Consider the following 20,646-nt stretch of genomic DNA (forward strand, 5'->3'; position numbering starts at 1 on the left):
CCACTGCTGTCTTAAGCTGGAACAATGAACACCATGCATTCCCGCAAGCTCATGCTGATGCGCCACGCCAAAGCCGACTACCCGCTGGGCGTCGCGGATCACGACCGGCCGCTGGCGGCCCGCGGGCACCGCGAAGCCCCGGCCGCCGGAGCCTGGCTTGTGGAGAATGGCCTGATACCGGACTACATCATCTGCTCCGACGCGCTGCGTGCGCGCTCCACCTGCGCCTGGGTGCTTTCCGAACTCGGCGAGAAGGGCCCGACCCCCTACGTCGATTCGCGCATCTTCACCGCCGGAGTCTCGCAGCTGTGCTCCATCATCAATGAAGTTCCCGACACGGTCAGCAACCTGCTGGTGATCGGGCACCAGCCGGTGCTCCAGGAATTGGCGCTGCGCTTGGCGGCAATGGACTCGGATGAAGAAGCCGTTTACGAGCTGGCGATGAACTATCCGACCCTGGGAACCACGGTGCTGGAAACCAAGCATCCGTACTCGCATCTGGATGCCCGTGATGCGCGCGTCACGCATTTCACCGCACCGCGGCCCGCATGAGAGAAGTCTCATCAAGTTTTTTCTAATGCACTAGTCAGCCTGTAAATAAGCGGTGATCTGACTTTATGAGAAGCAGATGATAGGCCTCTCATCGAATTCACCTCGCCGCCTCATGAACCATTCACTTTCAGTTAACCATTGCTCGTTTCACTGGGAATCGTTGGCAGCACGGCCAGCACCGGCAAACCGCAACGGCGGGCCGGAAACACTGAAAGAGGAACAGGCAGATGGCCATCATCGCAGAATCACTTCCAACGCAGACCCCCGCAGCGCGCAATGAAGTGCAGCAGCAGATCGATGCACAGCGCGCCCGCACCATCCGCGCTGCCTACACCACCCGCTTCGTTGCAGCTGAGCTGCAGCGCAATCCGCAGGATTTCGAGATCGTGCGCCGCGCAAACATGGTGCCGCGTGCCGGCGACGTCGTCATTGCGGCTGTGACCGAGCTAGGCAAGCACACGCGCCTGCAGTCCCCGGTTTCCCGCCGCCAGCTGATGTTCGTCGGACAGGAAATCATGGTCGCCTACGGCCACCGCTACGCACCAGACCAGTTCCTGGCCCATGTGCCGGATAACCTGGGTCCATGCCAGCTGGTTGCAGGCGGCGGTGTCGCCAGCGAAGTCATCGAACAGCACGCCTCGATCGATATGGCGACACAGCTGCAGCCCGCAGGTCTGCTGATGCGCCACGGCAAGGTCGTGAACCTGGCGGACTTCGCTCCACTGGGCATCGAGAACGCATCGCCGCGCGCAGCGCAGGTTGCCGCACCGCGCCCGCCGGTGATCGCAGTGCTGGGCACCTCGATGAACTCCGGCAAGTCCACCACCCTGGGATGCCTGGTCAACGGACTGGTCAACTCCGGCATGGAAGTTGCCGCAGGCAAGGCCACCGGCACGGGTGCCGGCAATGATCCGAACCTGTTCACCGATGCCGGCGCCTTCAGCGTCTGCGACTTCACCGACTTCGGCTTCCCAACCACCTACCGCTTGGACTACGAAACCGTGCGCGACCTGCTGGTGGCGATGATCCGCGAGCAAAGCGCCACCGGCGCAGACGCAGTGGTCATCGAGATCGCCGACGGGCTGTTCCAGGGCGAAACTTCCCGCTTGCTGCGCGACCCGATTTTCGCCGAGCATGTAGACCGCGTGCTGTTCAGCGCCCAGGACGCTTTGGGTGCCCAGGCCGGAGAGCGGATCCTGCGCGAAGCAGGCCTGGATGTTGCCGCGGTTTCCGGGGTGCTCACGGCCTCCCCGCTGGCCGCGATGGAAGCCCATGCGCAGCTGTCCACCCCGGTCATCGGGACTTTCGACCTGTGCCAGGCAGAGGTTGCCGCCGCCCTGCTGCCAACCCGCTAGGAGCCAAGATGCTGGACCAGAAGATCGCCGTTGAGCAGCCGGCGCAGCCTGGGCGCCTGCCGGCGCTGGTAGCGCCGGGGCGGCGGATGCTGCTGGCCGGATTGCTCAGCCTGGGCATTCTCGCCGGCTTGCTCTCGATTGCCATTGGCTGGCTGATCGGACAGCTTTCGGCCCGCATCAGCTGGGCAGCTCTTGGCGCGGTCCTGGGCTTGGTGGGATGCTTCTTCCTGGCCAAGTACGCTGAACGGGTGCTGGCCGAGAAGCTCGGCCAGCATTATGTGGCCCAGCTGCGCCGCGGGCTGGTCACGCACGCTTTGCGCAGTGCACGCGGTCCGTCCATGGGCATCACCATCGCCCGTTCCACCAACGACCTGTCCTCGATCCGCAACTGGATTGTGCAGGGCATGGTCCCGTTGGTCGCCGGTTTTCCATTGCTGGTTGTCAGCGGTGCGGGCCTGTGGTTCCTGCATCCGCTCCTGGCCCTGAGCTTGGCCGCGACCCTGGTGCTCGAGGGCGTCCTGCTGGCGGCCTTGGCCGGGGGTACTTTCCTGAGCGCCAGGACCTTGCGCCGGCACCGTGGAAGCCTGGCCTCGCGCATTGCCGATACCGTCGCGGCGCGGACAGCTATTGCGGCCGGCGGCGGCGTGGAACGTGAAGTGCAAAGGGTGCAGGACTCCTCGCAGAAGGTGATCGATGCTTCGGTGCATCGCGCCCGGTTCGCCGCCGCCCTGCGTGGCGGGGCGCTGGCCATTCCGCTGCTGGGTACCGCGCTGGTTGTGGCAGCGGCCTCGATGGCGCAGCTTCCGCCAGCTGCCGTGGCGACCGCCCTGACGCTGATGGGAATTTGCGCAGGAACTCTGGGCGAGTGGGGCCGCGTGGTGGAGTACCGGCAGAATTACAAGGCGGGCCGGCGAATCATCGCGCCGCTGCTGGCCGAGCAGGAACGCTGGCGGGCCCGCGAAGAATCTTCGGCAAGCACCCGCGATGCCAAGGAGCTGATGCTCCAGCCTTCCTCGGTGCGCATCCAGGTGCCCGCAGGGATGGCCGACCAGTTTTCCACCCTGCGGGCACAGCCCGGGGAGCGAATTGCGCTGCGTGGAAGCCAGGGCCAATGCGCGGCGCTGCTTTCGGCCATTGCTACCGGCGCCCTGGTGCACGGCGCCGACCCGCAGGCCGGGGTGTGGATCGCCGAGGGGCGCAGCGAGGATCTGCCTGCTGCCGGCCGCCGCAAGCTCGTGGGCTCCGCATTGGAATCCATGGTTCCCGAGCGCGGAAGTGTCGCCCGTGCGCTGCGGTATCGCCATCCGGGTGCTTCGCTGCGCAAGGCCGTGGCGCTGGCTGAAACCTGCGGGTTGAAGATGGCCGATTTGCCTGGTGGAGCGGAAGCCCGCTTGCGCCGGGGCGGCGAACCGCTCAGTTCCGGGCAGCAAGCATCGTTGCTGGTGGCACGGGCGCTGTTGCGCGAACCGCCCTTGCTGGTGGTCGATTCGCTGCTGACCCGCTTGCCCGATGGAGCCTACGGCGACGTGGCCGAACTGCTCAACGGCTATCCCGGGGTGCTGCTCTTCAGCGCCGGACTGCCTGGCATCAGGGAAACCGCCAGCTGGGAAGCGCAGGCCTAGGAGCCGGCCGCCGGACGGGTAGCGCGAAGCCCATCCACGGTGAGCAGCACGGCGCGCACCGTTTGCCCGCGATCCAGGCCGGTCTGCCCCGAGGCGCGCATCCGGGCGGTAAACAAGGCGGCACCGAAAATGCTGGTGGCTACCGAGAGCTTCTGGTCAGGCTCGAGTACGACCAGGCGTTCGAGCACCTCGATGATCAGCCCGGTCACCTGCGTGTGCAGCGGGGTGCTGGCGAACGCATTGGCGGTGTCCGCGCTCAGCTGCTCCTGCATCCACAGGTGGGCAAAGGAGGGGTAGTTGGCGACGAAGTCCATGGAGAATTCAAGCATCTGCCTCAGCGCAAGGTAGGGGTCTTCCCCGGAGGCCGCACGTGCCAGTTCGCCCATGAGCTTGTGCGCGCCGTAGCTGAGGATCTGGCTGACCAGCTCGTCTTTGGAACCGAAATTGTAGTAGACGGTGCCCTTGGAAACGCCGGCCGCGGCCGCGATCTCGTCCACCGAGACGGACTCGGGGGAGCGCGAACCGAGCAGCTGCATGGCCGCTTCGAAGAGCTTCTCCTTCGAATCCGTGGCCCGCACACGGCGGCGTTGGCCCGTTGGCGTTGTCATTCTTTCAGCTCCGGTTGCAGTGTTTTCAAGCTCCAGGTCTTGTTCTTGCGTACCGCAAGCATACTCAAGACTAGTCCAATGGCGGTGTAGAGCAGCAACGAACCGGCAACCGATGGCAGCACTGCCAGATCCGCGCCGTACATCAGGTGGCGCATGCCGATCACCACATTGCTCATGGGCAGGATCCGGTGCAGCAGGTGCAGCGAATTAGGCAAGGTCTCCCAGGGGAAGGTGCCGCCGGAGGTGACCAGCTGCAGGACCATCAGTACCAGCACCACGAACTTTCCCGCGGTGCCCAGCAGCGCGAAGCACCCCTGGATCAGGGCACTGAAGCATAGGGCAGAACCGGCCAGCAAAGCCCAGATCAGCCACGGGTGGGCGGCATGCAGTCCCAGCCCGAATCGCACCACCGCGTAGAGCAGGCTGGTTTGCAGCACTGCGATGGCGGCGAAGGGCAACCAGCCGCCGATGGAAATTTTCCAGTTGCTGCCGTTGGAAGCCAGCGCGCGCTTGGTCATCGGGCGCATCACCTGGGTCAGGATCAGCACGCCGATAAAGGTCGCCAGGGTCATGAAGAAGGGGGCAAGACCTTCGCCATAAGCCTGCGCCTCGGCCTGCTTGCTATTGGAGACAGCTACCGGATTGCCCATGACTTCGGCCAGTTGCCCGCTGGTGGACTCATCTGGGTTCGGCACCTTCCCGGTGCCGTCCTCCAGGCCGGCGGCCAATTCATCCGAGCCGTCTTGCAGTTCTTCGGTGCCGTCCGAGAGCTCGCCGACTCCATCGGAGAGCTGCACCAGTCCGTTGTGCAGGGCTCCGGTGCCGGCGAGCAGCGTGCCGGCACCCTGATCCAGTTGGCTTGCGCCGTCGGCCGCGTCGGTGGCGCCATTCAATGCGGACTGCTGGCCCTCGGCCAGGGTCTTTGCCCCGGTGTGGGCTTCGGCGGCGCCGGAGGCGAGCTTCGCCGAGCCTTGGGCTGCCGAGCCGATGCCCTTCGCGAGTGCAGGCATGGCGTCATCCAACGCCTTGGTGCCATCCGCGAGGGTGCCCAGGCCGGTGGCCAGCTGCTGGTTTCCTTCGGCTACCTGCGCCGATCCGTCGGCGAGGGTGTGCAGCTGCGTTTGCAGGGTAGATAACTCGCTATTGACCTGGGTGACTTTGGTATCCAAGGCATCGCCGAGCGTAGAATTCTGCACGCTTTGGCTGACCGTGCTCTGGATGGAATCAGCCTGGTCCTGGGTGAGCACGCCACTGCTGACCAACTCGTCCAGGCGCTGCTGCGTATCTTCCTTGACGCTATCCAGCTGCGTTTTCGTGTTGGCCTGCAGCTGGTCGATTACCGCGATGGCCTCATCTGCTGTGCTGGCCAGCTGCTGGTTGCCGTCTGCGACCTGCTGTGAACCGGCAGCAAGCTGATCGGCGGCTTCTTTCGCGCTGGCGGCGCCTTGATCCAGCTTCGAGACGGAACCGGGCAGCGCTTTGGTCTGCGTCTTCAAGGTGTGCAGGCCGTCGCTCAGCTCTTTGCTGCCGTCGGCCAGCTGCGCGGTGCCGTCGGCCAGTTCGGCGCTGCCGTCGCGCAGCCGGGTTTGGCCGTCGACCAGTTGGCCCAACCCTCCCGACAGGTCGGCGGTGCCATTCTTCAAGGTCTTGGTGCCCGAGTTCAGCTCGGTGCTGCCATCGACGAGCTTGGTGGTGCCATCGGCCAAGGTGACCACGCCATCGCCCAGTCGCAGGGTGCCATCGTAGAGCTTCCCGGCGCCGTCTGCGGCTTCGCCCATCGAATCGTGGATGTCCACGAATCCGGCGATCATCGCCGAAGCCGTTTCGGTTCCCACTTCCTGGGCGACCGAGGTGCGCACCGTGGTAGCCAGCGTTTTGGCGAAGTTGGACACCATGAAGTTATTGGCATCGTTGGTCAGCAGCTCGATATTGGCCTGTTCGGCATCATCGAAATCGCCCGGCGAGACCAGGGCCGAGGAAAAGTCCTCGGGCAGGATCAGCGCAAAGGCGTACTGGCCGGTGGCCACGGCCTGCTCGGCTTCCGCCTTGGAATCCACGTGCGCCCAGCTGAAGGTGCCGTCGTCTTCCAATTCCTCGACGACGTCGTCGCCGACTCGGGTTTCCTCGCCGTCCTGTTCGGCGCCTTCATCCAGATTGACCACGGCGGCCGTGACCTTGTCGAGGTTTCCCTGGGGGTCCCAGTTGGCGTAGAGGTAGAGCGCGCCATAGAGCAGCGGAACGCAGGTGACCGCGATGAGCGCCAGTTTGGGCAAGGTGCCGCGGCTCATCCGCTTGAGCTCGGAGAGGGCAAGTCGCAAAGTTGTCATGGGCTATTCCTTTGCTTCGCACTGAACAGCGTCAGCAAGTTCGTCGGCTGGGAGGAAGAAGTCGTGGTTGTCCGCGATGCCCTCGGCCATGGCCAGATGATCCAGGCCCAGATCGAGTTCGTCTTGGATGAACCCGGTGGATGGATCGGGCAGCGGGAGCATTGCGGGTTCCGGGTCGGCGGCCTGCCCAGCTTGCTGCTGCCAGCACTGGGGCAGCCGGCTGACGATAGCCAGGACCGCGAATTCCCGATGCGAGGAAGCGAAGTTCTCCAGGGTCTCGAGCCAATGCTCGTCTTCCAGATCGTGCCGGTCCGGTGAATCGACGATGAGCAATTCAAGACGGGGATTCTCGGCAGCCAGCAGGAGCTGGAGCTCGAAGAGGCGGCCCGGATCGATGGCATCGCTCCAGCAGCTGGCGATATCGTCGAATCCATGCTCCGCCATCCACTTCCTGGCGCCGGGCTTGCGCCAGCTTGGTCCCGGGATCAGTCCCAGATCTTCTGCGACAAGATCGCAAACCTTCAAGTGGGACTCGGGTTCATTGATCCCCGGCGAATCGACCAGAGCGCTGTGCTTGCGCAGGGTTCGCAGCTTCGGGTCTGCGTTCCACACCACGGTTCCGGAGCTGGGTGCCATGCGTCCGCTCAGTACAAGGGCCAGCGCGGTCCGGGAAATCTGCGGCTCGGATACCAGCAGCTGCAGTTCACCTCTTTGCAGTTGCACGGAGGTGGGCCCCACGAGCTGGTCGTGGCGCCCCTTGACGGTAATGGAATCTGCGGTAAGCACAGTAATAGACTAATTGAACTGACCGGTCAGTTCAATTAGTGAAAAGATTCCTTTAATCACTACTGGACGTAAAGCGTTTGATGACCTTTGATGGTTGTTAGGTACGTCACGAAAAAGCGGGGCAGAGTTCAGGAGCAGTTAATCGGGCTTTGCTTACCTTGGAACCAGGCCCATGCACGCGGCAGGGCCGCCGCTGCTTGAATATCTACCTAGGGAAAAACATGATCAATAGACGTCCCACTCGCATCGCTGCCACGGTGCTGGGAACCGCGCTTGCGGTTTCGAGCTTCTCGGCGGCACACGCCGATACTGCCGAAATCACCCCCATCGAGCAGATCCAGGGGACCGGCGACAGCTCACCCATGGCTGGCCAGGACGCAACTGTGCGCGGTGTTGTCACCGGAGCCTATGCCGACGGCGGATTCCGCGGCTTCTATCTGCAGAGTGCTGGCAGCGGCGTAGATGCCTCGGGCCAGGCGAGCTCGGCGATCTTCGTGTACGCGCCGGATGAGGTTTCCTCGGTGAGCGTCGGCGACCATGTCCAGGTTTCTGGCGAAGTGTCCGAATACTATGGCTTGACCCAGCTCAAGGCCGGCAGTGTCGAGGTGCTCGATGAACCGGCGCAGAGCGTCAAGCCGCTGGCCATTTCGCTGCCGAGCAGCGATGCCGAGCGCGAGTGCTTCGAATCCATGCTGATCGAACCGCAGGGCGAGTTCACCGTCTCGGACAACTACTCGCTGAACCAGTACGGCGAGCTGAGCTTGGCCATGGGCACCAGCGAGATCCTGCCCGGCGAACGGCTGCTGCGCCAGCCAACCGATGTCTTCAAGCCGGGCAGTGCCCAGGCCAAGGCTCTCGCGGCGGAAAACGAGCAGCGCTCGATCGTGGTCGATGACGGGGCCACGCTGAACTTCTCCACCAGCAAGAACAAGCAGATCGCCCTGCCGTACATCGACGCGCAGCAGCGCGTCACCGTGGGCGCTGACGCATCCTTCATCGCACCGGTCATCTTGGACTACCGCTACGATATGTGGCGTTTGCAGCCGCAGGGCCAGGTGGTCGGCGCCGATGATGCCGATATCGCCGTGAACTTCGAGCAGGTCGACAACGACGCTCCGCAAGAGGTGGGCGGCAATGTCAGCGTTGGCAGCTTCAACGTGCTGAACTACTTCACCACTACCGGCGACATGCTCGATGGGTGCTCGTACTACACCGACCGCGAGGGCAATCCGATCAATGTCCGCGGTGGTTGCGATGCGCGCGGCGCGGCGACCGCTGAAAGCTTTGAGCGCCAGCAGTCCAAGATCGTTGCCGCACTGGGCAAGTTCACCGCAGACGTGGTTGTCCTGGAAGAAATCGAGAACTCGGCACGCTTCGGCCAGAACCGCGATGCCGCCCTGGCTCACTTGGTCAACGAACTGAACCAGGAAGCTGGCCAGAAGGTTTGGAGCTATGTCCCGACCCCATCGGTTGTGCCCGCTGACGAAGATGTTATCCGCACCGCGATCATCTACCGCGACAAGGCCGTGAAGCCCATCGACGAGTCGGTCATCCTCGACGATCCAGCATTCGTGAACGCCCGGGATCCACTGGCCCAGGCCTTCCAGCGTGTCGGCGGAAACCAGAACACCCGCTTCCTGGTCGTTGCCAACCACTTCAAGTCCAAGGGCTCGGATCCTGCTGATGGATCGGGCAATGCCGACAGCGGCGATGGCCAGGGCGCTTGGAACGAAGCCCGTGTCGGCCAAGCGGAAGCGCTGGTTGGCTTCGCGGACGAGCTGACGAAATCGCGTAATACCGACCAGGTGCTGCTGGCTGGGGACTTCAACTCCTATTCGGCTGAAGATCCGATGCAGGTTCTGGTTGAAGCCGGGTACGTGGACCTGGGCGCCGCAGCCGGTTCCCAGAGCTACCTCTACGACGGCTTGGTAGGCTCGCTGGACCACATCTTCGCCTCGGAGAAGCTGGCGGGCAAGGTGACTGGAGAAGACATCTGGAACATCAACGCCCTTGAATCCGTGGGCTACGAATACAGCCGCTACAACAACAACATCACTAACCTGTTCGCGGCTGACCAGTACCGTTCCTCGGATCATGACCCGGTGCTCGTAGGACTGCAGCTGGATAAGAAAAACTGACTTTTCCCGCTTGCGCGGTGGCCGGGCGCTCTTCTTCCCTGAAGAACGCCTGGCCACCTTCTTTTAACCCGCTTTGGGGAATCCAAAGGGGCGCTGGCTGCGGGGTGGAGAATTCGTTGGGGGAAAAGGCTTGACAGAAAACTTCCATCGTGGAGAATTGTTGGAGAAGATTTGTGAGAGCGCTCACAAAATGTTTGGCAGAGTCGCTTTCATCGTTTCAGGCATCCAGGAAATCGCAGGAATTTTCTTTTTTGCCGTATTTTGAGAGCGCTCTCAAACTTGTTGGCGCTCGCCCGCTCGCACGATTCATATCCGAAATGGAGTCACCGTGAAACCCTCACGCAAATCCCCACTGGCACTGGCCGCGGCCGTTGCCGGAAGCATCGCTCTGGTAGCAACCGGCTGCGCAGCCGACGCAAGCAAGGATGCCCAGCCGGCCTCGGCTGATAACCCGGTCACGCTGACCGTGACGACCTTCGGCACCCAGGGACTGGACCCGCTGTACGAGAAGTACCAGAAGGAAAACCCTGGAATCACCATCGAAGCCACCAACATCGACACCGGTGGCAACGCGTTGACCGACTGGAAGACCAAGCAGGCTGCGGGTGCCGGCCTGCCAGATGTCCAAGCAGTGGAAGAAGGCTGGCTGGGCCAGGTGATGTCGGTTGCAGATTCCTTCACCGATCTGCGCGAGTTCGGTGCCAATGAGGTAGCGGGGGATTGGGTTGACTGGAAGGTCAAGCAGGCCACCGACCCAGAAGGCCGCGTCATTGGCTACGGTACGGACATTGGGCCGATGGGCATCTGCTTCAATGCCAAGCTGTTCAAGGACGCTGGCATGCCCAGCGAGCGCGAAGAAGTTGCCGAGTTGCTCGGTGGCGACGACGCAACCTGGGAAGACTTCTTCAAGGCAGGCAACGAGTATGTGAAGAAGACCGACAAGGCCTTCTACGACCAGTCCGGTTTCGTCTGGAATTCCATGGTCAATCAGCTCGACGAGGGCTACTACAAGGCTGACGGATCACTGAATATCGAGGGCAACGCCGAACTGCGCGAGCGCTGGGACCTGCTCTCCGATGCTGCGTCCAAGGGGCTGTCGGCCAACCAGACCCAGTGGGACTGGGGCAAGGGCCAGGCCTTCGTTGATGGTTCCTTCGCCGTCATGCCTTGCCCGGGCTGGATGCTTGGCACGGTCAAGGGCCAGGTTGAGGGTGCCGGCGGAGACTCCAGCGCAGGCTGGGACTTCGCAGATGTCTTCCCGGGCGGCGCGGCCAACTGGGGCGGCTCGTTCCTGACCGTGCCGACCACCTCCGAGCACCCGGCCGAGGCTGCGAAGCTCGCCCAGTACCTGACCAGCGCATCGTCGCAGGCGACCTCATTCGAGGAAGCCGGCACGTTCCCTTCGAACCTGGAAGCGCAGAAGTCCGAGGCAGTGACCGGCGCGAATGAGATGAGCGAATTCTTCAATAACGCACGGGTGGGCGAAATCCTGGGCAACCGCGCCAACGGCGTCCAGGCCCAGTACAAGGGCCCGCAGGATTCGGTGATCCAGGAGCAGGTCTTCGGCCCGGCTATCAAGGCGATCGATGCTGGCAGCGACAGCGAGACCGCCTGGAACAAGGCCCTCTCCACCCTGCAGGAACTGGAAATCAAGTAATCCCGTAGCCCGCTTCGAATCCAGGCAGGGGCCGCGGCACGCAACGAGGTTGCGGCCCATGCCTGGACAGCTACTGCAGCAGGAAAGATGCCACTGATGAGCACCACAACACACGATGCCCCGGAACAAGACCGGGACGCCAGCGCGCCCAGTCCGCAGCCACAGCGTTGGAACAAGGGGAACAATGCTCCGGCCGGGGCTAAGCCGGCCGAGACCAGGGACGAGCGCAAGACGCGCCGCCGGCACCTTCGCGGGCGGTGGGATTTCAAGTACTCCCCATACCTCTACATCTCGCCTTTCTTCATTCTCTTCGGCCTGGTGGGCCTGTTCCCCCTGATCTACACGTTCGTCGTCTCGATCAATGACTGGGATCTGCTCGGCGGAGCAGGAGCCTGGATCGGCCTGGAAAACTACAAAGCCGAACTGACCTCTCCGCTGTTCTGGAATTCCCTGTTCAACACCTTCAGCATCTTCCTGCTTTCGGCCATCCCGCAATTGGTGATCGCGACGTTCATCGCGGCCATGCTGGACCAGAACATCCGCGCCAAGACCTTCTGGCGCATGAGCGTGCTGGTTCCCTACGTGGTCACGCCGGTGGCCGTCACACTGATTTTCTCCTCGGCATTCGACGAGCAGTATGGCGTGCTGAACAACCTGCTGGCCGCCGTGAATATCGACCCGATCGCGTGGAAGACCGAGGTCTTCCCGTCGCATATGGCTATTGCGACCATGGTGAACTGGCGCTGGACCGGCTACAACGCGCTGATCCTGCTGGCAGCCATGCAGGCAGTGCCACGCGAACTGCATGAATCGGCGGCCATCGACGGCGCCGGTGTGATCCGCCGCTTCTTCTCGATTACCTTGCCCAGCATCCGCCCCACGATGATCTTCGTGATCATCACTGCCACCATCGGCGGCCTGCAGATCTTCACCGAACCCAAGCTGTTCAACCCCAGCAGCTCGGTTCCCGGCGGCCCGGACCGCCAGTACCAGACAACGGTGCTCTACCTCTGGGACCTGGCCTTCAATCGCGGGGACTTCGGACGCGCCTCGGCCGTGGCCTGGATCCTCTTCCTGATCATCATCGTGATCGGCGTGATCAATTTCCTGATCTCCGGATCCATCGCTTCTTCGGCCGACAAGAAGGGCGCCGGCAGCACTGGCAGAACCCGAGCGGCACGTCGGGCAGCTGCCCGAGCCGAAGCCAAAGCAGCAAAGCCGGCCAACGGAACGCAGAGCGGAAGTGCAGCAAATGAGTAATGCAACAGTGGAACGCCCCGCGCGCCAGGTCCGTGCGCCCCAGCGCCGCGGCAAGAACTTCTCCATGGACCGCCGTCCTGGCTTCCTCACCTACGGAATCCTGCTGGCCTTCCTCATCGGCAGCACCTACCCGCTGTGGTACTCGTTCGTCATCGGTTCCTCCACCGGTGCGGTGTTCGCCTCGGCGTACCCGCCGCTGCTGCCAGGCGGCCAGTTCTGGACCAATGTCGCCGAGGTCCTGGACTCCGTCGATTTCTGGGCGGCCCTGGGCAACAGCATCATCGTCTCCTCGGTGATCACCTTCTCGGTGGTTTCCTTCTCCACCCTGGCAGGCTACGCGTTCGCCAAATTGCGCTTCCGCGGACGCCAGGGGCTGCTGGTCTTCGTGATCGCGACCTTGGCCGTGCCCACCCAGCTGGGCATCATCCCGATGTTCATGATGATGAAGCAATTCGGCTGGACCGGCTCGCTGGGAGCCATCATCATCCCGACCCTGGTCACTGCCTTCGGCGTATTCTTCATGCGCCAGTACCTGGTGGAGAACATCCCCGATGAACTGATTGAGGCCGCCCGCGTGGATGGCGCCTCCATGATCGGCACCTTCTGGCATGTCGGGGTTCCAGCGGCTCGCCCGGCAATGGCGATCCTGTCGCTGTTCACCTTCATGACCGCCTGGACCGACTACCTGTGGCCCATGCTGGTGGCACCGCAGAACCCAACCTTGCAGGTGGCGTTGAGCCAACTGCAGTCTGCCCGATACGTTGACTACACCATCGTGATGACCGGGGCCCTGCTGGCCACGATCCCGCTGCTGGTGCTCTTCATACTTGCAGGCAAACAACTTGTATCCGGAATTATGGCAGGAGCTGTAAAGGGCTAATGATGAACCACCTATCCCAAAAATTCGCGTGGCCTAAGGAATTCTTATGGGGCTCGGCTACGGCAGCAGCCCAGATTGAAGGCGCTGGCCATTCCTACGGCAAGGAAGATTCGGTCTGGGACGCCTTCGCCCGCAAACAAGGGGCCATCGCAGGAGGTGAGAACCTCGAGGTCGCAGTGGACCACTACCACCGCTACCGCGAAGACGTGCAGCTCATGCGCGAACTGGGCCTGGACTCCTACCGGTTCTCCACCAGCTGGGCTCGCGTGGTCCCCGGGGGCCGCACCGTGAACCCGGAAGGCCTGGATTTCTACTCCCGGCTGGTCGACGAGCTGCTGGAGAATGGCATCCTGCCGTGGCTGACGCTCTACCACTGGGATCTGCCGCAGGCATTGGAAGAGCGCGGTGGCTGGACCAACCGCGAGACCTCCTACAAATTCCTCGAATACGCGGAGGCTGTGCATGAAAAGCTCGGCGACCGCGTGAAGCACTGGACGACGTTCAACGAACCGCTGTGCTCTTCGCTGATTGGCTACGCCGCCGGCGAGCATGCCCCGGGACGCCAGGAACCGGAAGCGGCGCTGGCAGCGGTGCACCACCAGCATCTGGCCCACGGGTTGGCCACCGCCCGGCTGCGCGAACTGGGCGCGGAGCATATCGGCATCACGCTGAACCTGACCAATGCGGTCCCGAATAATCCCGGCGATCCGGTGGATCTGGAAGCAGCGCGCCGCGTCGACGCATTGTGGAACCGCATGTACCTGGACCCTGTCCTGCGCGGTTCCTACCCCGAAGACCTGCTTGAAGACGTCCGGGGTTTGGGGCTGGCTGAAGTCATTGAAGCAGGGGACCTGGAGATCATCTCGCAGCCAATCGACTTCTTGGGCGTGAACCATTACCACGATGACAACGTTTCAGGCCATCCGCTGCCCGCCGGCCAGCCGCAGCCCATGGTGCCTACCGATTCGCCGAAGTCTTCGCCTTTTGTCGGCAGCGAGTATGTGACCTTCCCGGCACGCGACCTGCCGCGCACGGCCATGGGCTGGGAAGTGAATCCTGAAGGGCTGCGCGTGCTGTTGAACCGGTTGAACCGGGACTACGCTAACCTTCCGTCGCTGTACATCACGGAGAACGGCGCTTCCTACACCGATACGGTGACGGAGGCCGGAACCGTTGAAGATCCCGAACGCGAGGAATACATCCTCAACCACCTTGATGCTGTGGCCCGCGCGATAGAAGACGGTGTGGATGTCCGCGGATACTTTGTCTGGTCTTTGCTGGACAATTTCGAATGGGCGTGGGGCTACGCGAAGCGCTTTGGCATTATCCACGTCGATTACCAGACCCAGGTGCGAACGATTAAGAATAGTGGCAAGGCCTACGCAGGGTTGATTGCCGCAAACCGTACAATGGCATAACACCTGAGCATGATGGTCCGCAGCCTGCCGATGGTGCTGCGGACCATCATCGTGTTTCACCGACGGACTACTGCAAGGCACCTGGATAAAGATCATGATCATGCACGAAGCGCGGAGCCCGAAACCGACCCTCGAGTTGGTGGCAGAACGCGCAGGTGTCTCACGGGCCACGGTCTCCCGTGTAGTGAATGGCTCGGATCGGGTGAAGCCAGGGGCTCGCAAGGCTGTTGAATTGGCGATCCGCGAATTGAACTACGTGCCTAACCGTGCCGCCCGTTCCCTGGCGCAGGGCCGGACCAATTCCATCGCCTTGGTGGTTCCCGAGAACACCGCGAAGTTCTTCGCAGACCCGTACTTCGCCAAGGTTGTCCAGGGCGCTGCCCAGTACCTGGCCGATACCGAATTCATGCTCACCTTGCTGCTGTCCACCGAAGCGGATCCGGTGAAAACCACCCGTTACCTGCAAGGCAGCAATGTGGATGGCGCGCTGGTGCTTTCGCACCACGCGGATGACCGTTCCTACGCGGATCTCGGAACTGTGTTGCCCATGGTTTATGGCGGACGCACCATGAGCACCGATCAAAAGGACATCTATGTTGTCGATATCGACAACATCGCCGCCGCCAGGCAAGCGACTGAGGTCATCATTGGCCAAGGGCGCACCAAGCTGGCAATTATTGCCGGGCCACAGGACATGGGCGCGGGACTGGACCGTTTGGTGGGATTCAAGCAGGCAGTTGAACGCGCGGGCCTGGAGCCTGCGGCTATTGAGATCGGCGACTTCACCCCGGCTAGCGGACGGCGCATCATGCAGCAGCTGCTGGACGCGGATGTTGCGGTAGACGGCCTGTTTGCCGCCAGTGCCCAGATGGGCTTCGGAGCTTTGCAGGCCCTAGGGGAAGCCGGTGTGAAAGTGCCGGAGGACATTTCGGTAACGTCCGTTGATGATGACTCTTTCGCGCGAAGCTCGACACCGCCGTTGACGACCATTGCGCAGAACCCGGAGCGCCAGGGCGAAATCATGGCGGAACTGTTGATCAAACGCATCAACGGAGAACAGGTACCCGAGTGGAGCATCATGGACACGAAATTGGTGTTGCGCGCTTCGCACTAGTTTGTTGCGGCACTGTTGCCGTTCCCCGCCGGGATTTAACAAAAAAATTCCCACTCGATCGAGTGGGAATTTTCATTGGTGCGCCCAAAGGGATTCGAACCCCTGACCTTCTGTTCCGTAGACAGACGCTCTATCCAGCTGAGCTATGGGCGCATATTCATTTATTAGCCGTCTTGACGACTTGAATAACTTTACACGAGATTTCCGGGGAGCAAGAACCAAAACAGCAAAAAGTGCCGTGATTCACAAAATAACTAGTCGACTACGGAATCACTGGGATTGGAAGCCGATTGATCGTGCAAGATCGCTTGGTAGAGATTGTGGTCCTGCCAGCGTCCTTCGATCTCCAAATAGTTGGGTGCCATGCCAATTCGGACGAAGCCGTTCTTTTCAAGAACGCGCTGCGAGCCGTAATTGTGGGGGAGCGTGCTGGCTTCCAGCCGGTGCAAGCCCAGATCGTTGAGCGCCACCGTGCGCAAGGTGGCCACGGCTCGGGAAGCCAAGCCCCGCCCGGTGTATTCATGATCGATCCAGTAGCCCAGGCTGGCGCTTTGGAATGAGCCACGGGCCACTCCGCTGATATTAAAGCGTCCGATGAGCGCATCCCGTTCGAAGAGCCCGAAGGGAAAGGCCAATCCGCTTCGGCGAGCTTCTGAGGCGGCTGCGAGGTGTGCCGCTTGCCGCGTCTCGGTGAAGAATTCTGCGGGGCGAGCCGGCTCCCAGGGCTCCAGGTGCTGTCGATTGCGCTGGTAGGACTCGGCGACTTGCTTTGCGTCGGCGACTTCCAGCAGGCGCAGGCTGAGCTGGCCGCCTAGAGCAAGCTGCGTCATCGGGCAATCCTTTGGGGGGAAACAAAAAATTCCCACTCGAGCGAGTGGGAATTTTTCAGTTGGTGCGCCCAAAGGGATTCGAACCCCTGACCTTCTGTTCCGTAGACAGACGCTCTATCCAGCTGAGCTATGGGCGCATATTCTTTTGTGTGGCTCGTTCTCACGAACCTCGAATAACTATACAGGTCGATTTCGCGCTGTACAAATCGACGGGCAAAGCTAGTGGGTCCAGATGAACATAAGGTTATGTGAAGACGTTGAAAGGGTACCGGTCTACGTGACCTTCGTCACATAATCGAGTCAATTCGTTTAGACCAACCCCCGGAATTTCGGGAATTTTTTCCTTCTGGTCCTCCGGGTTTCACTTTCATGAGGTTTCGATCACACGGCGCTGGAGTTGAGCACCTAATAGCCTTGATTTATTGCAAGTTCAGCCCAATGGAGGGAATGGATAATGAGCACGAGCTCGGATCAGAACGTTATCAGCGCAGCACCTACTTCGCACGAGAAGTTGGCAACCTGGGTTGAGGAAGTTGCCGCACTGACGAAGCCGGATCGTGTTTATTGGGTTGATGGGTCAGCTGAAGAAAATGATCGCCTGACTGCCGAGCTGGTTGAAGCCGGCACCTTGGTCAAGCTGACCGATCCGAACTTCCCTAACTCCTACGCTGGTTTCTCGGACCCCAAGGATGTGGCCCGAGTCGAAGAGCGCACCTTCATCTGCTCCGAAAAGGAAGAAGATGCAGGCTTCACCAATAATTGGGAAGACCCAACCAAGATGAAGTCCATGCTCAGCGGCCTGTTCGATGGCTCGATGCGCGGACGCACCATGTACGTCATCCCATTCGTCATGGGCCCGCTGAACGCGGAAGTGCCTGCCTACGGCGTGGAAATCACCGATTCCGCCTACGTCGTTGCCTCGATGCGCATCATGGCCAAGATCGGCAATGAAGTACTGCGCAAGATGGAAGCCGAGGATGCATTCTTCGTTCCAGCGCTGCACTCGGTAGGTGCACCACTGGAGCCGGGCCAGGAAGATGTTGCCTGGCCATGCAACGAAGACAAGTGGATCGTGCACTTCCCCGAAGAGCGTGCCATCATGTCCTACGGTTCGGGCTACGGCGGCAACGCGCTGCTGGGCAAGAAGTGCTACTCGCTGCGCATCGCCTCGGCGATGGCCCGCGATGAAGGCTGGCTCGCAGAGCACATGCTCATCCTGAAGCTGACCAGCCCGCAGAACAAGTCGTACCATATTGCCGCGGCATTCCCGTCGGCCTGCGGCAAGACCAACTTGGCGCTGCTGGATCCAACCATTGAAGGCTGGAAGACTGAGACCCTGGGCGATGACATCAACTGGATGCGCATCGGCAAGGACGGCGAGCTGCGCGGCGTTAACCCCGAATACGGCCTGTTCGGCGTGGCGCCAGGCACCGGCTGGTCCACCAACCCGAACGCGATGCGCGCCATCTCCAAGGGCAACAACATCTTCACCAATGTTGCGCTGACCGATGAAGGCGGCGTTTGGTGGGAGGGCATGACCGACGAGGCTCCTGCGCACCTGACCGACTGGTTGGGCAACGACTGGACTCCTGAATCCGGTCGTTCGGCAGCGCACCCTAACTCGCGCTTCTGCACCCCGATCGACCAGGTCGACATGCTTTCCGAGGATTACTACTCGCCTAATGGCGTGAAGATCGATGCGATCCTCTTCGGCGGCCGCCGCAAGACCACCATTCCGCTGGTGACCGAAGCCCGCAGCTGGACCAACGGCATCTTCATGGGTTCGACCCTTTCCTCCGAGACCACCGCAGCCGCTGCAGGTGCGACCGGAGTGATTCGCCGTGACCCGATGGCGATGCTGCCATTCATCGGCTACAACGCAGGTGACTACCTGAACCACTGGGACAAGATCTCGAACAAGCTCAACCCAGAGCAGATGCCGAAGATCTTCTTGGTGAACTGGTTCCGCCGCACGGCTGACGGTGGCTTCGCGTGGCCAGGGTTCGGCGACAATTCGCGTGTGCTCAAGTGGGCTGTCGAGCGTATCGAAGGCACCGCGGACGCCCGGGAAACCATCATCGGAAACGTCCCGACCGGCGAGTCGCTGGATTTGGCTGGCCTTGAAGGGTTCACCCCAGCCGACGTTGAAGCGGCAGTAGCTGTCAACAAGGATGAATGGGCTACCGAAGTCGAGGCCATCGAAGAGTGGTACGCCAAGTTCGGCGATGCGCTGCCGGCTTCGCTGCGTGCAGAGCTCGACGGCTTGAAGGATCGCCTGAACGCGTAGTTGACTAGGATCTCCAGCAGATCCGCACATGGAAACGCCCCGGTGACTGGAATTCCAGTCACCGGGGCTTTCTCGTGCGCCACGGAGGAATTGTCACAATCCGGGTACAGTTTCCACACGCCGGGGCAAAGTGGGTGCAAAATCAACTATTTATGAAAAGATTGCTCTATGGTTTTGGCACGATTGATTCTCGGGCTGCTGTGCTTGTCGCCCATGACTGGCTACGAGCTCAAGAAGCACTTTGACTCCTCTATTAACCACTTCTGGAACGCAGACAAGGCGCAGATCTATCGCACTTTGGCGCAGCTGGTGGACAAGGGGTATGCCACCGTGCGCACCGTCGCGCAGTCGAATTACCCTGACCGCCAGGAGCACCACATCACGGAAACGGGACGTGCGGCACTGGCCCAGTGGCTTTCTGCTGGTGCGGTGCAGTCTCCCGAGCGTGATCCCTTCATGGGGCAGGTGTTCTTCGCCGCCGAACTCGAACGCGATGATATCCAGAACTTGCTGGAGGAACGCCGCCAAGCCACGCAGTTCATCCTCGATGACTACCTCTCCCAGCGCGAAGGCATTGACATGCGAGCCGCTGCGGACCGTCGCAGCTTCCTGATGGCTGCCACACTTGACCATGCAATCCGACAACAAGCCGCGGAGCTGGAATGGCTCGACGCGGTATTGGAGTACTTGCCATGACTGCAGCCAAAGACCAGAACAAGACCCCTGCAAGCGGTGCCGGGCGCGATGCCACCGATTATCCGGAAGTGCATCCCGGGCGGCATCACGATGGGCAACGGTCGATGAAGACCCTGGTCTTCCTCCACGGCGGAAACGTCGGCAACTGGAGCTGGGACCCGCAGGTTCTGGCCTTTGGCGACTGCAACATCCTGACGCTGCACCTGCCGGCCTTTGGCGCCCGGTTCGAGGAGACCTGGGATGGCCTGGAATCCGCCGCCGATGATGTCGCAGCCTTGATCGCCGACGAGGTTTCCGAAGGCGGCGTGCACCTGGTTGGCATTTCCCTGGGCGGAGTGATTGCTTTGCACGTGGCCGCCCGGCATCCGGAGCTCGTTGACTCCGTGCTGATTACCGGCACTCCGGTGACCGGTGTGGGCCAGGCGGCCCGGGCTTTCCAGCGGATGCAGCTCAAGCTCATTGGCAGCGAGTGGTTCTGGCGTTTCCAGGCTGGTGCCTACGGAATGGTGGATGATGAGCGCGAGCTGTTCACCGAGCACGGCGTGAAGCTCAAAGCCGAGAACATGCGGGCCATCATGGACGAGATGGACCCGGGGGGATTGCCGCAGAAGCTCGGCTCCTACCGGGGCCCGGTACTGGCCCTCGCTGGAGCCAAAGAGCCGAAAGTTGTTCAGAAATCCTTTGACGCGCTGCGCGCAAGGCTCCCGCAGGTGATCACGCGCGTGGTTCCGGGCATGCACCACCAATGGAATATCGAGAACCCGATCCTGTTCAACTCGGTGCTGCGCAAGTGGATTTCCGATGCGGGCCTGCACCAGATCCTGGTTGATCCGCAGGCTGCGAAGCCGGCACCCGGCGCGAAAGCAACACCGGTGGAACAAGCCGCTGAAGCGCCGGCGAATCAGGACCTGGAAGCCGGGGAGCCCGCGCCGCCAGCTCAAGAAGCCGGGCAGAAGAAGCCTGGCAGGTTCGCCGGGAAAATCGATCCTCGAAAGCTGGACCCGAAAAAGTTCGATTTGAAGAAGAAGGCACCGAAACAGGGTGGCAAGCCGGATTCTCCCGCGGATACCGGAAAATAAAGGCAAAAAAGTGCTGCAGGCGGATTCCCCATGGATC

The 20,646-nt window shown here is 61.7% G+C and carries 16 protein-coding genes and 2 tRNA genes; 12 read left to right on the plus strand and 6 right to left on the minus strand.

All coding sequences use genetic code 11. The annotated features are described in order from the left end of the window. Window positions 1–24: 24 nt before the first annotated feature. From ACNPN0_RS08410 to ACNPN0_RS08420, 3 genes are all read left to right on the plus strand, one after another. A complete protein-coding gene (locus tag ACNPN0_RS08410) occupies window positions 25–552 on the plus strand; it encodes a SixA phosphatase family protein (RefSeq protein ID WP_105658818.1) in 528 nt (175 codons plus the stop codon). Between the two features lie 227 nt (window positions 553–779). Further along, complete coding sequence (locus tag ACNPN0_RS08415) at window positions 780–1,907, plus strand: DUF1611 domain-containing protein (protein ID WP_448937413.1); 1,128 nt, start codon at window positions 780–782, stop codon at window positions 1,905–1,907. 8 nt (window positions 1,908–1,915) lie between these two features. Further along, on the plus strand, window positions 1,916–3,529 hold the full coding sequence (locus ACNPN0_RS08420; RefSeq protein WP_448937414.1) for an ABC transporter transmembrane domain-containing protein: 1,614 nt from the start codon (window positions 1,916–1,918) through the stop codon (window positions 3,527–3,529). Here ACNPN0_RS08420 and ACNPN0_RS08425 read toward each other — a convergent pair. From ACNPN0_RS08425 to ACNPN0_RS08435, 3 genes are read right to left on the minus strand one after another with little or no spacing between them, the layout of a single operon-like run. Further along, window positions 3,526–4,137 carry a TetR/AcrR family transcriptional regulator gene (locus tag ACNPN0_RS08425; protein ID WP_448937415.1) on the minus strand — a complete coding sequence of 204 codons (612 nt, stop codon included), beginning with the start codon at window positions 4,135–4,137 and terminating at the stop codon, window positions 3,526–3,528. The two genes, ACNPN0_RS08420 and ACNPN0_RS08425, sit on opposite strands and share 4 nt — an antisense overlap. Beyond that, window positions 4,134–6,464, minus strand: coding sequence for a YhgE/Pip family protein (locus ACNPN0_RS08430; protein ID WP_448937416.1), 2,331 nt, complete (start codon window positions 6,462–6,464; stop codon window positions 4,134–4,136). The genes ACNPN0_RS08425 and ACNPN0_RS08430 overlap by 4 nt, the downstream gene beginning before the upstream one ends. A gap of 3 nt (window positions 6,465–6,467) precedes the next feature. Beyond that, window positions 6,468–7,250, minus strand: coding sequence for an ABC transporter ATP-binding protein (locus ACNPN0_RS08435; protein ID WP_448938880.1), 783 nt, complete (start codon window positions 7,248–7,250; stop codon window positions 6,468–6,470). Between the two features lie 221 nt (window positions 7,251–7,471). On the opposite strand from ACNPN0_RS08435, the gene ACNPN0_RS08440 reads away from it, so the two are divergent. From ACNPN0_RS08440 to ACNPN0_RS08465, 6 genes are all read left to right on the plus strand, one after another. Then, on the plus strand, window positions 7,472–9,388 hold the full coding sequence (locus ACNPN0_RS08440; protein WP_448937418.1) for an ExeM/NucH family extracellular endonuclease: 1,917 nt from the start codon (window positions 7,472–7,474) through the stop codon (window positions 9,386–9,388). A gap of 328 nt (window positions 9,389–9,716) precedes the next feature. Continuing rightward, window positions 9,717–11,045: an ABC transporter substrate-binding protein gene (locus ACNPN0_RS08445; protein WP_448937419.1), complete on the plus strand. Its 1,329-nt coding sequence runs from the start codon at window positions 9,717–9,719 to the stop codon at window positions 11,043–11,045. A 96-nt stretch (window positions 11,046–11,141) separates the two neighbouring features. Further along, entirely contained in the window at window positions 11,142–12,305 is a 1,164-nt protein-coding gene (locus tag ACNPN0_RS08450; RefSeq protein WP_105658846.1) for a carbohydrate ABC transporter permease, read from the plus strand. Further along, window positions 12,298–13,185, plus strand: coding sequence for a carbohydrate ABC transporter permease (locus ACNPN0_RS08455; RefSeq protein WP_041648380.1), 888 nt, complete (start codon window positions 12,298–12,300; stop codon window positions 13,183–13,185). The genes ACNPN0_RS08450 and ACNPN0_RS08455 overlap by 8 nt, the downstream gene beginning before the upstream one ends. Further along, window positions 13,185–14,603, plus strand: coding sequence for a GH1 family beta-glucosidase (locus tag ACNPN0_RS08460; protein ID WP_448937420.1), 1,419 nt, complete (start codon window positions 13,185–13,187; stop codon window positions 14,601–14,603). The genes ACNPN0_RS08455 and ACNPN0_RS08460 overlap by 1 nt, the downstream gene beginning before the upstream one ends. A 94-nt stretch (window positions 14,604–14,697) precedes the next feature. Beyond that, a complete protein-coding gene (locus ACNPN0_RS08465; protein WP_434692225.1) occupies window positions 14,698–15,717 on the plus strand; it encodes a substrate-binding domain-containing protein in 1,020 nt (339 codons plus the stop codon). Between the two features lie 76 nt (window positions 15,718–15,793). Here the strand turns inward: ACNPN0_RS08465 and ACNPN0_RS08470 are convergent. From ACNPN0_RS08470 to ACNPN0_RS08480, 3 genes are all read right to left on the minus strand, one after another. After that, window positions 15,794–15,870: transfer RNA gene (locus ACNPN0_RS08470), tRNA-Arg, on the minus strand. A gap of 101 nt (window positions 15,871–15,971) precedes the next feature. Beyond that, on the minus strand, window positions 15,972–16,547 hold the full coding sequence (locus ACNPN0_RS08475; RefSeq protein WP_448937421.1) for a GNAT family N-acetyltransferase: 576 nt from the start codon (window positions 16,545–16,547) through the stop codon (window positions 15,972–15,974). 60 nt (window positions 16,548–16,607) lie between these two features. Beyond that, a tRNA-Arg gene (locus ACNPN0_RS08480) sits at window positions 16,608–16,684 on the minus strand. A 317-nt stretch (window positions 16,685–17,001) separates the two neighbouring features. Between ACNPN0_RS08480 and ACNPN0_RS08485 the strand changes: the two genes are divergently transcribed. The 3 genes from ACNPN0_RS08485 to ACNPN0_RS08495 all read left to right on the plus strand — a co-directional run bounded on the left by ACNPN0_RS08485 (window position 17,002) and on the right by ACNPN0_RS08495 (window position 20,609). After that, window positions 17,002–18,834, plus strand: coding sequence for a phosphoenolpyruvate carboxykinase (GTP) (locus ACNPN0_RS08485; protein WP_448937422.1), 1,833 nt, complete (start codon window positions 17,002–17,004; stop codon window positions 18,832–18,834). Between the two features lie 168 nt (window positions 18,835–19,002). Further along, a complete protein-coding gene (locus ACNPN0_RS08490) occupies window positions 19,003–19,530 on the plus strand; it encodes a PadR family transcriptional regulator (RefSeq protein ID WP_448937423.1) in 528 nt (175 codons plus the stop codon). Continuing rightward, window positions 19,527–20,609, plus strand: coding sequence for an alpha/beta fold hydrolase (locus ACNPN0_RS08495; protein ID WP_332488280.1), 1,083 nt, complete (start codon window positions 19,527–19,529; stop codon window positions 20,607–20,609). The genes ACNPN0_RS08490 and ACNPN0_RS08495 overlap by 4 nt, the downstream gene beginning before the upstream one ends. The last annotated feature ends 37 nt before the right edge of the window (window positions 20,610–20,646 follow it).

The organism is Glutamicibacter sp. AGC84 (assembly GCF_053543575.1).

Bases quoted from the DNA above. Each gene is read 5' to 3' on its own strand.
- ACNPN0_RS08485 (WP_448937422.1), top strand. From the start codon at position 17,002: ATGAGCACGAGCTCGGATCAGAACGTTATCAGCGCAGCACCTACTTCG.
- ACNPN0_RS08440 (WP_448937418.1), top strand. From the start codon at position 7,472: ATGATCAATAGACGTCCCACTCGCATCGCTGCCACGGTGCTGGGAACC.
- ACNPN0_RS08420 (WP_448937414.1), top strand. From the start codon at position 1,916: ATGCTGGACCAGAAGATCGCCGTTGAGCAGCCGGCGCAGCCTGGGCGC.
- ACNPN0_RS08495 (WP_332488280.1), top strand. From the start codon at position 19,527: ATGACTGCAGCCAAAGACCAGAACAAGACCCCTGCAAGCGGTGCCGGG.
- ACNPN0_RS08465 (WP_434692225.1), top strand. From the start codon at position 14,698: ATGATCATGCACGAAGCGCGGAGCCCGAAACCGACCCTCGAGTTGGTG.
- ACNPN0_RS08460 (WP_448937420.1), top strand. From the start codon at position 13,185: ATGATGAACCACCTATCCCAAAAATTCGCGTGGCCTAAGGAATTCTTA.
- ACNPN0_RS08430 (WP_448937416.1), bottom strand. From the start codon at position 6,464: ATGACAACTTTGCGACTTGCCCTCTCCGAGCTCAAGCGGATGAGCCGC.
- ACNPN0_RS08450 (WP_105658846.1), top strand. From the start codon at position 11,142: ATGAGCACCACAACACACGATGCCCCGGAACAAGACCGGGACGCCAGC.
- ACNPN0_RS08490 (WP_448937423.1), top strand. From the start codon at position 19,003: ATGGTTTTGGCACGATTGATTCTCGGGCTGCTGTGCTTGTCGCCCATG.
- ACNPN0_RS08455 (WP_041648380.1), top strand. From the start codon at position 12,298: ATGAGTAATGCAACAGTGGAACGCCCCGCGCGCCAGGTCCGTGCGCCC.
- ACNPN0_RS08425 (WP_448937415.1), bottom strand. From the start codon at position 4,137: ATGACAACGCCAACGGGCCAACGCCGCCGTGTGCGGGCCACGGATTCG.
- ACNPN0_RS08475 (WP_448937421.1), bottom strand. From the start codon at position 16,547: ATGACGCAGCTTGCTCTAGGCGGCCAGCTCAGCCTGCGCCTGCTGGAA.
- ACNPN0_RS08410 (WP_105658818.1), top strand. From the start codon at position 25: ATGAACACCATGCATTCCCGCAAGCTCATGCTGATGCGCCACGCCAAA.
- ACNPN0_RS08415 (WP_448937413.1), top strand. From the start codon at position 780: ATGGCCATCATCGCAGAATCACTTCCAACGCAGACCCCCGCAGCGCGC.